The 12676-nt window shown below is 46.2% G+C and carries 9 protein-coding genes; 5 read left to right on the forward strand and 4 right to left on the reverse strand.

Going from position 1 to position 12676, the window contains the following annotated elements:
* Nucleotides 1-24 precede the first annotated feature (24 nt).
* On the reverse strand, nt 25-963 hold the full coding sequence (locus AB6D06_RS10780) for a LysR family transcriptional regulator (RefSeq protein WP_017085486.1): 939 nt from the start codon (nt 961-963) through the stop codon (nt 25-27).
* Between the two features lie 93 nt (nt 964-1056).
* On the opposite strand from AB6D06_RS10780, the gene AB6D06_RS10785 reads away from it, so the two are divergent.
* From AB6D06_RS10785 to AB6D06_RS10795, 3 genes are read left to right on the forward strand one after another with little or no spacing between them, the layout of a single operon-like run.
* Entirely contained in the window at nt 1057-2382 is a 1326-nt protein-coding gene (locus AB6D06_RS10785) for a cytosine permease (RefSeq protein ID WP_017064775.1), read from the forward strand.
* Between the two features lie 5 nt (nt 2383-2387).
* The gene (locus tag AB6D06_RS10790; RefSeq protein WP_017064776.1) at nt 2388-3512 is read left to right on the forward strand and encodes a DUF917 domain-containing protein; all 1125 of its coding nucleotides are present in this window, start codon (nt 2388-2390) and stop codon (nt 3510-3512) included.
* Nucleotides 3513-3516: 4 nt separating this feature from the next.
* Entirely contained in the window at nt 3517-5097 is a 1581-nt protein-coding gene (locus AB6D06_RS10795; protein ID WP_017064777.1) for a hydantoinase/oxoprolinase N-terminal domain-containing protein, read from the forward strand.
* 135 nt (nt 5098-5232) lie between these two features.
* Here AB6D06_RS10795 and torS read toward each other — a convergent pair whose 3' ends face one another.
* Nucleotides 5233-8238 (reverse strand): TMAO reductase system sensor histidine kinase/response regulator TorS, encoded by a 3006-nt coding sequence (gene torS / locus AB6D06_RS10800; RefSeq protein WP_372110197.1) that lies wholly within the window; start codon nt 8236-8238, stop codon nt 5233-5235.
* Between the two features lie 92 nt (nt 8239-8330).
* On the opposite strand from torS, the gene torT reads away from it, so the two are divergent.
* Nucleotides 8331-9359, forward strand: a complete 1029-nt coding sequence (gene torT / locus AB6D06_RS10805; protein WP_372110198.1) for a TMAO reductase system periplasmic protein TorT — start codon at nt 8331-8333, stop codon at nt 9357-9359.
* Between the two features lie 60 nt (nt 9360-9419).
* Nucleotides 9420-9875, forward strand: coding sequence for a methylglyoxal synthase (locus tag AB6D06_RS10810; protein WP_017064778.1), 456 nt, complete (start codon nt 9420-9422; stop codon nt 9873-9875).
* Between the two features lie 120 nt (nt 9876-9995).
* On the opposite strand, the gene AB6D06_RS10815 is transcribed toward AB6D06_RS10810, so the two are convergent.
* The gene (locus tag AB6D06_RS10815; protein ID WP_017071128.1) at nt 9996-10346 is read right to left on the reverse strand and encodes a VOC family protein; all 351 of its coding nucleotides are present in this window, start codon (nt 10344-10346) and stop codon (nt 9996-9998) included.
* 87 nt (nt 10347-10433) lie between these two features.
* Nucleotides 10434-12509: a DNA helicase IV gene (helD, locus tag AB6D06_RS10820; RefSeq protein WP_372110199.1), complete on the reverse strand. Its 2076-nt coding sequence runs from the start codon at nt 12507-12509 to the stop codon at nt 10434-10436.
* Nucleotides 12510-12676: the final 167 nt, after the last annotated feature.

A 12676-nucleotide genomic window follows, 5' to 3' on the forward strand; every position in this document is an offset into this window, starting at 1 on the left:
TGCTATTGAGAAGCGACGAGTTCTCTAGATTGAATCCGATGTTTCCGGTTGGTGTAGCTCATCAAAAAACGCACGCGCGGCGGGAGAAAGGGAATCTACAGGTTGCTTCAACACCACATAAAACTGACTCTTAAGGCTCCACTTCTCGGGCTGAAGCGGAATTAAGGCTTGGTCATAATGGCCACGGTCGATTAAGTGAGAAGGCAAGAAACTCAGGTGTGTACCCGCCAAGGTTAGAATCACGCCCGATTCAACATGCCAACCATCAAAAGGCTTTACGGAATCGTACTGCTCAATATTTAGTAATCGGAACATCTCGTCTTTGGCATAGCCGCCCATATTGATACGACAGCCATTCAATGAGAAATCCCTGTCCATGATCTTCTCGGCCAGATCTTTGCGCGCATACAGATAACTGTGCTCTTCAAACAGTGGGTATTTATGTTGAAACGCTGATTTTTGATGTGACCCTAGAACCACTATCATCATATCAATCTGATTCTTTGCTAGCTTCTCATTCAACTGGGTGAAATCACCGACATCAACACTCACCTCTACACTGTTACTGCGTTGATAAAACGTCTCGATCGCTTTGGGAAGTGGGTTATAGGGTAAAGTAACGGTGTTATCTAAGCACCCAATTCGCACATGCCCAGAGAGCTCTGTCTGTACACCTCGCAACTTGTAAGCGAAGTCGGTTAAAGTCGATTTTAATTGGTTCGCATATTTATACACTTGCTCACCTTCGTGAGTCAGCTTAAAACCCCTTCTTCCACGTTGGCATAATGTTAATTCTAAGCTTTTTTCCAAGGCAATAAGCTGATTACTGAGCACAGGTTGGCTAATCCCAGTACTTGCGACCGCCTGATTGATGCCTCCTTGCTCAACAATTTCACAAAAAAGCTCTAATCTTCGCAGGTCTCTTTTATCTAACTTATTGTTTGAATTCACTTTGCCACTCACATTTGTTTTTTGTTATGTTTACATCTGATTATATTCATTTATTAACAATAAATACATCAGTATGCTTTATTCACACTTATGGAATAACAATGCATGGATGGCACTATGGCGGCAGAAGCTTACGTGAATAAACCCGAAGCAACACACAGCCACAAAAAGATAGATGACTTCGAGTTGGAACCCGTTCCCGAGAAGGCCAAACGATCTTGGTGGGTCATCAGCCTTATTTGGTTGGCAATCGGCATCGACATTTCGGGACTGTTTCTCGGCTCGATTCTAAGCAGCGGTATTGGTTTTGAAGACGCACTGCTTGCCACGTTTATTGGTTCAGGCTTATTGGCGATCATCGCGATGCTGTGTGCCAACATTGGCTTTCAAGCTGGCGTCTCTACCCCGCTGGTGAGCAGCGCGGTATTTGGCCGTAACGGCGGTAAAATTCTTGGCTTCATCAACGGCATCTCATTAGTCGGCTGGTTCGCATTCCAGGCTGATTTCTTCGCTTTCATCATGGTCGATGCACTGGCGAAATACGACATCATAATTTCACACCTCACCGCTCTTATTGGCGGCAGTGTGTTAATGATGATGACGGCTATCTATGGCGTTCGTGCTTTAGGCAAACTCAGTACCTATTCAGTGCCTTTGATGGTGACACTCATTACCATCGGTTTGTTTATGGCTGCTGATTATCAAGGTGGCGCAGCGCCATCGATTGAAGACCCTTTGACGCTTGGCCAAGCCATCTCTTTTGTTATGTCTATCTGGATTTTGGCTGCGGTTGCCGCACCTGATATTGCTCGCTACGCCAAAACACGTCGTGATGCGATTCTAGGAGCGGGTATCGGTTTCCTAGTCGGTAACAGTGCCATCATTCTTATCGCATTGATCTTGACCAAAATGACCGGCACCGACGACCTAGTCGAAGTCTTCTTCACCCTAGGTTTAGGCATGGCGGCCATTATAGTACTGGTATTCGCACAATGGACCACCAACAGTAGCAACCTAACCTCTGGCGGCTTATGCATGTCGATGGTTCTACCTAAGATTCCGCGCCCTGTTCTGGTTGTGATCATGACCATCGTCGGCATTGGTATCGCTCAACTCGGCATGGTGAACAAGTTTACCGACTTCTTAATGCTACTCAGCGTAACCATTGCGCCTGCTGCGGGTGTCTACATCGTTCAATATTATGTTTTAGATTCGACAAAAATGAGCTTTGAGAACATCCAACAAGTTCCAGCTTGGATGTTTAAAGGCTTGGCTTCTTGGGCATTTGGTACTGCATTCAGCGCTTGTACTGCACCAGAGTTTTTCAACCTGTTTTCGTTCACCAGCATCTCGGCGTTAGACGGCATTCTTGCCGCTGGTGTGATTTACCTCGCCCTAATGAAGCTTTCTCCTTCAAGTGATAAGGAATAGTAGTTGTGATTATTACTGAACAAATGATTGATGATATCGCGCTGGGTGCGACGGTATTAGGTACTGGCGGCGGCGGTGACCCATACAGCGGTGCCTTGATGGCGAAAGTAGCCATTGCAACGGCAAAGCACCCTGTACGCATGATTCCTTTAGAAGACGTGCAAGACGATTGGATGACAGTGCCCTCTTCAATGATTGGCGCACCAACAGTCGCAGTAGAGAAACTCAATTCGAAAGATCAAATGTTGATTGCTTTCGAAGCGATGGAAAAAGCGCTCGGCACTGAAGTAGCGGCAACGTTTCCTATCGAAGTAGGCGGCTTCAATTCATTGATTCCAATTCTCGTTGCAGCACAAAAGAACATTCCTGTGATCGATTGTGATGCGATGGGACGTGCGTTCCCAGAAGCTCAGATGGTGACCTTCTTTCTTGATGGTCTCCCTTCGGCACCGAACACATTGGCCGATGAGCGTGGCAATGTCGTCACGCTTTATCCGATTGACGGTATTTGGTCTGAAAAGTTTGCGAGGCCGATTACCGAACAGATGGGTGGCTCTGCAGCAATGTGCGATTACCCAATGAACGGTAAGAACCTAAAACGCAGCGCACTGCCTGCAACACTGACCCAAGCAATGAAGATTGGTGAAGCGATTAGACTGGCGAACGACAACAATAAAAGTGGCACACAGGCCGTATTAGACATTGTCGGCGGCCATACCATCATCAGTGGCAAGATTGTTGATATTCAACGTGAAACCGATGGTGGTTTTGCAACAGGTGGTGTCGTGATTGAAAAGCTGGCTCAGTTTGAAGATACCGGCGTCGATAACGTGTTTGTGCAGTTCCAAAACGAATTACTTCTCGCGCACAAAGGTACAAGCCGCGCAGACATGAGCCAAGATAACCTGCTGGCATCAACACCGGATCTTATTTCGATCTTGGATCATGAAACGGGTAAGCCAATCACAACCGAACAACTTCGTTACGGGCAGCGCATCGACCTTATCGCTTACCCTTGCGACCCCAAATGGCGCACTGACAAAGGTATTGAAGTCGCGGGCCCGGGTTACTTTGGCTACACCGTCGAGTATCAAACCATTGAACAACTAAAGTCTGCATTGAAGAGGTAGTCGCATGACAAACATTACGCTTGATTACTGCCGTTTGGGCATTGACGTAGGTGGCACCAATACCGACGGTGTGCTGCTCGACGCAGACTTAAATGTGATTGCCAAAGTAAAAACCGCAACCACACATGATGTTTCAACAGGGATCGACAACGCGATTTCTGCGCTATTAAACCAAGCAAACATTGATGGTCAGCAAGTGAAACACGCGATGCTTGGCACGACTCAATGCACCAACGCAATCGTTGAACGAAAAGGCTTAGACAGAGTCGGCATGATTCGCTTAGCGCTTCCCAGTGGTGATAGCGTCCCGCCCCTTTGTGGTTGGAGTGAAGCGTGGCAAAACCTGCTTGGTCAGCACTTCTACCAAGCACACGGCGGCTATGAATATGACGGCCAGTTGATTGCCGACATTCAAGAGTCTGAGATCCGCGAGCTTTGCCAGAAAATGAAAGGCCAAGTGGATTCCATTGCTATCTGCGGAGTGTTCTCTCCCGTCAACGGCGACCAGGAGCTTCAAGCAGCAGAATGGATTCAACAAGAACTTCCGGGCGTGAACCTATCGTTATCCCATAAAGTGGGCAGTTTAGGGCTTTTAGAGCGTGAGAACGCCACTATCCTCAATGCGGCTCTGCAAGGGACAGCAAAACGATTCGTTGACGGCTTTTGCAGTGCACTCATCAATCATGAAATCCACACCACGCCTTATTTCGGTCAGAACGACGGAACACTGATGTCACAGCAGTTCGCATTGATGTACCCGATTCTTACCGTGGCTTGTGGGCCAACAAACTCGATTCGTGGAGCGAGTCACTTAACTAAGTTAAAAGACGCGATTGTGGTCGATGTGGGCGGCACTACGTCTGATATCGGCGTACTGACTCACGGCTACCCAAGAGAATCGAGCTTAGCAGTAGAAATCGGTGAAGTGAGAACCAACTTCCGTATGCCTGATATTTTGGCGTTAGCCATTGGTGGTGGTACCAAGGTTCGCTTTGAACAGCAGCGTATAGAGCTAGGCCCAGAAAGTGTTGGCCATACCTTGACGCAAACGGCGCGTAGCTTTGGTGGTGATGAACTTACGCTCACCGATATTGCACTCAAAACAGGACAAATGCAGTGGCAGGCAGAACATCAACTGAGTGATGAGATTGGTGTTTCAGCCGAACAAGCAAGCAAGATTTATCAACAAATGGTCACGGATGTTGAAGAAGGCATCGATAAGATGAAGACCTCTGCGGCGAGTGTACCCGTAATCATGGTTGGTGGTGGTAGTGCCCTATTCCCAGATCATTTTGAAGGTGTGAGCCAAGTGGTTCGTCCTGAGCACTTTGAAGTGGCTAATGCGATTGGTGTTGCGTTGGGTGAAATATCAGGTCAATTCGATAAGATCGTACCGATTGACCCAGCATCACGTGAAGAGACCTTAAAGGGCTTGGAAGCGCAATCAAAGCAACTGGCGATTGAAGCTGGCGCATGCAGCGATAATGTCGCGATCATTGAACGCAGCGAGATTCCATTAAGCTACCTACAAGGCAATATGGTTCACGTTAAGATCAAAGCTGCTGGACATATCAAGATGGCTTAGAGCCGTTCCTTGAAAGCCTTACTTAGATTCTTATTCGACAATAAAAAAGCAGGTCACTTCTTCATATTAAAACGGAGAAATAGCCTGCTTTTTGTTTTCTGTTCTTATTTTGGGGCTTTCCGCCCAATAGCCACTCTATAGTTGCTCTCGGAGCGCTGCTAACGAGTCTTTCACCAATTCAGGTAATGAGTCTGCATTATCGCGATATTGAAGTAATGGATCCTCGCTCGCTTCAATGCTCTGGCATAAAGCAAACAGTGCAGATAATCCTAGGCTGCCGGCAGACCCTTTCAGTTTATGAGCTAAAGACTTAATTTCACGAGCGTTGTCAGCGGCACTTGCCACAATCAGTTCATCGAGAGTGACTTGGCTGCTTTGGTCAAACAACCCAACAATCTGCACTATTTTTTCTCGACCGAGAATGGCCAAGTCGTCTTTGATAATCTTAGGGTTAATCATCTGCACAATCGGTTCTCCTTGATTATGTTCCGCGTCTTGGTTTGCTCGTTGTGTCGAGCTTGCAAATGCCAATGCTGATAAGTCTAGCTCGGTTTCCTGAGGTTTAGAGTTTAGCTGACAGCAAACAGCATCTGACGGATCCGGCTGAGGCAGCAACAGCGTGTGACCGTCCAACTGCTCAACAATCAATTCCGATAATGCTTCCTTCTCTAACGGCTTAGGTAAGAATCCATCAAAGCCAGACGACAAACAGCTTTCCACTTCTTCGTTAAACACATGAGCCGATACTGCGATCATTGGGGGTACTTTTCGAATTACGTCTTCTTCACTTTTATGCTGAAGCGCATCGTCTTTGAGTTGTTGAATTAACTCGACGCCATCGCAGTCGGGTAAGTTAATGTCCACCAGCGCAATATCGAACTCTTGCTCACTGAATATGGCTCTCGCTTCTTGTCCGGTTGTCGCAATCACAACCTCGTGCCCCAAGTTATGCAAGAAGCCTTCAGCAACGATGCAGTTTACGGGGTTATCTTCAATCAGAAGTACTTTAGCTCGAATACACGCTTCAATGACCGGTACTTTCGTTTCTATCTTCTCACCGGCTTCAAGTGGCAGTGAGAACCAAAACTGGCTACCCTCGCCTTCTTCAGAATGAACGCCAATATCCCCGTTCATTGCCAACATGATGCTTTTACTGATCGCTAATCCAAGCCCTGTGCCGCCGGTTTTGTTGCGACCGCTATCGGTTTGGGTAAAGGCATCAAACAGACAAGCTTGTTCGCTAGCATCAATACCGACACCTGTATCTGACACTTCAAACATCACTCGATTTTCATCTTCGATATCTAAGCTGATAAAGATATCGACCGAGCCACTTTCCGTAAACTTAATCGCGTTACCGACCAAATTATTCAAGATTTGGCTGATTCGCGTTACGTCACCACGCCAATAGCGTTGCACATCACTTTCAATATGGAAATCAAAGTTCAGCTTCTTCTCAGCGGCACGCCCTTCCATCAATTGGTAGGTATCTTGAACCATCTGATGAAGATCAAACGAAGCAGTGCGGATTTCTAAATGCCCTGCTTCAATCTTTGAGTAATCCAACACGTCATTCAAAATCGCGAGTAGGTTCTTACCGCTGCGGTTAATGATGTCTGCATAGCCGGATTGCAGCGGGTCTAACCCGGAATCTTTGAGCAATCTTGCAGTACCTAATACACCGTTCATCGGCGTTCGTATTTCATGACTCATCGTCGCAAGGAAAGCGGATTTTGCGCGGCTTGCTTGTTCTGCGGCGTTACGAGCCTTAGCGTGGTTCCCTACCTCGATGTTCAGCTTCTCATTGGTCTTTTGCAGCTGGTAGGTTCGGTCTGTGACCAACTCTTCTAAGTGTTCTTTGTGCTCTTCAAGTTCGCGTTTCGCCTTTGCTTCACCCACCGCAACCACTTGTAGCGCCTGCGCGGTGTTTCTGGCAGTGATGATCGCCTCGCCCATATGAGCCAGCTCATCATTACCCTTTACCGAGATATCAATATTCAGGCGACCTTGTGCGATAGACATCAAGGCCGATGAGTATTCAGTAAGACGTTTAACAACCGAGATATACACCACTCGCCACACGATAAATGCAACGATAACCAAACCAATAACCGAAATCACAGACAGTGACCATTGAGCCAAATTCAACGTGCTGGTCAGCTCATCAACCGCTTTTTTGGTACTGCGGTTTGAATCATCAACCAGTTGGTTAACCGTTGTATTCAGCTGAGAGAACAGCTCCAACGTATTTTGCATCAGAAACTCTGACTTTTTGGTGTTCTCATATTGTTCTAATGAAATATCGAACACGACTTGGCGTTTTCTGAGCTCTTCTAGAAGCTGAGACATCTGCGCTGAACGAGTAGGATCTTCGACCGCTTTAACGCGGCGCGCCATGATTCTTAGGTTGGATTCAAATTCTGATTGGATTTGATGAATACGCTCTACGTTGGTAACGGTTTGCGTTTCTTCAATTTGGTTAAGCATTTTGAACGCCAGCAAATGCAATTCGTGTAGGCGCTCAGACAAATCAAGGTCAACCTCTACAAGCGCATCTAAGGCTTGGTAGGCTTTATCCGTTTCTTTGGTTTCTAGCAGGTCATAGATATGCGTGACGTTAGCAACCGCAATGGTAGCCGTGTTCAAAACTTGGGTTCGCGTCAACTGCTCTAGCTCTTCGGCCAATAGGCGCATCTCTTCGACACGAGACGACAACTCTTTGCTTAACCAAAGCTTACGCTCAACCGACACACCCAACTCAGCCAGTGTGTTAATAACGCTTTGAACATTGTTTTCGAGTTTATTGAGGAGCTGAGAATCGAAACTGTCGACACCAAGCTCTTTGATATGTTGAAGAAGCGACTCAAGTTGGTCAAACAGTACGGTGCCAGCCTCTTTTCTTTCGGCCTCGTTTCTCGCATTAGAAAGTGTTTGTACTGACGAAATAATACGGTTACTCAACTCAGAAACCTGACGAGCTTCGATCATGGCAGGAAGCGCCGAATCAACGACGTTTCTTTCCGTTTTGGCTACAAAGCTAAAACCAGAAACACCGATCAATGCAGACAATAGAACCAACAGTGCCATCACTAAGAATGAGGCCAGCAGCTTGCGTCCAATACTCGCTGAAGCTAACAACATAAACTCTAAACCTTAAAACGTTCTTCTTTACCCATGCAGAATACGCTATATTTTGCAGTGTTTCTTATCTAAAACCAACAAAACGGCAATTCATGCTATCTAGACCTTTCGCTTCAATAATTCTTCTCTCACTACTGGCCTCAGTGACTCCTGTCGCAGGTGCTAGTGAGCCTTTGAGCCCAATAAAACCCGCCAATGCCACATCACAAAAAGAGAAAATCTGTGCCATTTATCCGCACCTCAAAGACTCTTATTGGTTGTCGGTAAACTATGGAATGATCTCTGAAGCAGAAAAGCAGCAAGTTGAGCTAAGAGTATTGGAAGCTGGCGGTTACCCCAACGTGGCCAAACAAGCCTCGCAACTGGTGCTTTGCACGCAATGGGGAGCCGATGCCATTATTTTAGGTACGGTTTCACCCGATGCGTATCATGACAATCTCAGCGATTGGGTTGGCTCGACGCCTGTGTTTGCTACGGTAAATGAGTTAACCGTCAATGAAGAACAACAGAAGGTATTAAAAGGTACGGTCGGTGTCGATTGGTACCAAATGGGATACCAAGTCGGAGATTTTTTGTCGAAACGACACCCGAAAGGATCAGGCGAAACACCTATCGCCCTGTTACTTGGCCCACAAGCGAGTGGCGGCACTAAGCCTGTAGCACTGGGGTTTTATGATGCGATCAAGTCGAGTGATATCAAAATTGCGATCAGCTATTGGGCAGATAACGATAAAGAACTTCAAAGAAATCTAGTACAGCAGGTGATAGAAGAACCTGATATCCAATATATAGTCGGAAGTGCCGTCGCGATTGAAGCAGCGATCAGTGAGCTACGAGCGGCCGATAAAACCGAAGATATTGGGTTAATCTCAAGTTACCTAAGTCACGGAACCTACCGTGGTTTACTCCGTAACAAGGTACTTTTTGCGCCAACAGATAAAATGGTTGAGCAAGGTCGCTTGTCGGTAAAACAAGCCACGAGTTACTTACGCGGTCAACCTTACGAGCAACACAGCGCACCGATTATCGAAGCGCTGACACCTGCAACTCTCAAAGATCAAATTATCGCCGACTCATTGTCACCTTCTGAGTTTCGTCCGGTATTCAGTGTGAATCCATAGTGCTATATTGGCTGAAGAACTCAAAACAATAAAAACGAAACAACAATTTAGGGAACATTCATGCAAAAAACAACGCGCACTATGCCAACACACAAGCATATCGCTTTGGTCGCTCATGACCACTTCAAACCTGAGCTACTAAGATGGGTCAAAGAGAACAAAGAAAAACTACAAAAGCACTTCCTTTACGCAACGGGCACGACTGGTTCTCTACTCAGTAAAGAGACAGGCTTAGCAATCAAGAGCATGATCAGCGGCCCAATGGGCGGCGACCAACAACTTGGCGCGCTTATCTCTGAAGGCAAAATCGATATGCTGATTTTCTTCTGGGATCCGCTTAATGCTGTACCACACGACCCAGACGTAAAAGCACTGCTTCGTATCGCAAGTGTTTGGAACATTCCTGTGGCAACTAACCGCGCTACCGCTAACTTCCTGTTTAACTCTTCATTGCTTGAAGAAGAAGTAATCATCGAAATCCCAGACTACGAAGCGTACCTAGCTGAGCGCACGTAATCGCACGTTAAATGTGCTCTCTACTGAACAGACTAAAAAGCCTGCATTTTATCGCAGGCTTTTTTATGTCTCGTTTTCAGACATTAAACAGTTCAATCATAAAACAGTGCGAGAGTCTCTCTATTTATCGCTCCACACTGCCATCTCGTTGCCACTTGGCTCTCTGAAATGGAAACGTCTGCCGCCGGGAAAGCTAAAGATCTCACGGTTTATCTGACCACCAGCATCAATTACATCGCGCTCGGTTTGCTCAAGATCTTGGCTATAAAAAACCATCAGCGCCGCGCCATTATCCGTATTCGACGCCAGATCCGCCAAATAGAAGCCACCCATTAAGCCTTTGCCTTCAAACGCAGAATACTCAGGGCCATAGTCTTCAAAGCTCCAACCAAACACTTGACTGAAAAATGCCTTAGTTGCGGCGATGTCTTTCGCAGCAAATTCAATGTAGTTAATAGAGCCGTGTTCCATAGCAAATTCCTTATGCTTTATGCGTCTGCCTTGTGATATTAGGGCAGGGATTGAAGATCTAATCTTAGACAATCAAGTCAAGTAACATCACTTTTTACGAACAACTGGGTAATCAGAACCATGCAGCTCCTGCACAAAGCCAGAGCCGTCGCCACTGTGCGTGATCCATACTTTCTCTTTTGCCCGCGTCATTGCTACATAGAATAAACGACGCTCTTCAGCATAAGGGAACGCGTCTGATGATTCAGTCAATGCGCCATCAATATGCAGCTGTTTCTTCTTGGTCGGGAACTGTCCTTCGTCAACACAAAGAATAATGACAAAGTCCGCCTCTTTACCTTTACTGCCGTGGCAAGTCATGAACTTGATATCAATGGAAGTGAAGATCTTCTTCCAGTCTTCCAACAACTCTGGCTTGTGGTAATGATTACGTCCAAGTAGCAGCACCGATTTATTGGTTTTGCCTTTGGATTGACGGTTCAGTTGATCAAGAATCTTCTCAACTTCTTTACTTGGCGCACTGTACACCGCCTTCTGCTTCTGTTGCTTGAAGCTGTTCAGTTCTTTCGGAATCTGAATTGGGTTTTCTTGTACAAAGCGATTAGCCACCGCACCTAACTGATTGTTAAAGCGGTAAGTCGTATCTAGGTGATGAATGGTCGAGCTTTCAAAACGATCCTTAAAGCCCGTGGTCAAATCCACATCCGCACCTGCAAACTGGTAAATCGACTGCCAGTCATCGCCTACTGCAAAAATAGAGGCTTGATGCTCGGCTTTAGACTGATTACACAGTGCTTCAACCAAGGCAAGACGATCAGGTGAGATATCTTGGTATTCATCGATCATGATGAACTTCCAAGGTGAGATAAACTTGCCCTTCTCGACATACTGAGTCGCTCGGCTGATCATGATTGAGAAGTCGATATGATTCTGTTCTTTCAGCTCCTTTTGCCACGCGGTTACACATGGCCAACACAGTGAAAGCTCGCTGTTGAGGCGCGTATAGTCTCGGTGATCAATCAGCTGTTGCTGTACTTCTTTTTTGGTTAAACCCGACGCATTCAACTGTTCTAGCTGCTTTTCAAGCCAACCGATCAATTTGAGGTTTGAAACGTGGCTACCAAGCTCATCGTCACCGGTTAAATAAGCGATTGGCCATTTAGACAAATGCTTTTGCCAACGTTTAAAGTTGGTCGGTGTCATCCAGTGCTTCTTCAACCAATCAATGCACCATGCTTGGCGTTGGTTGTCATCGAGCGCTAAAGGAGAAATAACCACACGTTCGGGTTCAACTTGATTCAGTATCTTTAAACCCAACTGGTGGAAAGTGCTGACTTGCACCTTCTCTGCTGATAAACCAATTTTGCTGTCGAGACGTTGCTTCATCTCTTCTGCCGCTTCACGACCAAAAGCGAGCAATAGCAACTCTTCAGCTTGAGCTTGATGGCTTTGCAGTAAATACGCGACGCGAGCCGTTAGAACACTGGTTTTACCCGAGCCTGCACCCGCTAAAATAAGGTTGTGATCATCATTCATCAACACCGCATATTGCTGCGATAAGTTCAGTGGTGACGACTCACATTGCGCAAACAACACTTCCCAGTTTTTTCGCTCGGTCTCTAGCCATTGCTGGTTTCTTTCAGCTTGCTTGATTTCCGTTTCAGATAACCATAGCTGCATTCTTGCGATGCGGTTTGGCATGCGTTGTGCGGCCTCTTCTAGCGTCATTGTCATACTCTCTAAGCCTGAGTTGACCATATCAACCCAAGTGTTGACCTTAGAATGCGGTAGAAAGGCTGGTAATTGCTCAAGACGTGTTAATTCAGCTTCCCACTGAGGTACGTGTTCAGCCAATTGTTCACATTGAGTGTCGTGCCACTTCTGATAAGCACTAACTGACGCGCGTGCAAATTGACGGCATTGATCCCAAGGTAAGCCTTGTACTAACCAACTGCGCTGTGTTCCATCTTGTTGATTAGCAAAAAATTGTAGCGATCCCCAGAACAATCCGCGCTTTATCGCGATCTTGCCACTCCAAATAGTAAATGGGATACGCTCTTCACTGCCTACTGAAGATAACAGCAAGCGTGGACCATCAAGTTCAACCTGATGATATTCATTTTGAATAAAAAACTGTGCAGTCTTGTTAGCGCTTAGCTGCATTGGAGTGTGCTCTTAATTGGGAATATTGAATTTATATCATGATGCAATGAGAATTAATAATATCTCATATCTTATCGACGCTTTCATGACCACCTACGGGCAATTATGGATAAGTATCAAATTCTTGTGCTTGATTTCTGTTAGGATTATGGTTTTTAGTGTGTCAA

This window comes from Vibrio sp. 10N.239.311.G01 (genome assembly GCF_041465805.1).
In the GTDB taxonomy this organism is placed as follows: Bacteria; Pseudomonadota; Gammaproteobacteria; order Enterobacterales; family Vibrionaceae; genus Vibrio; species Vibrio crassostreae_C.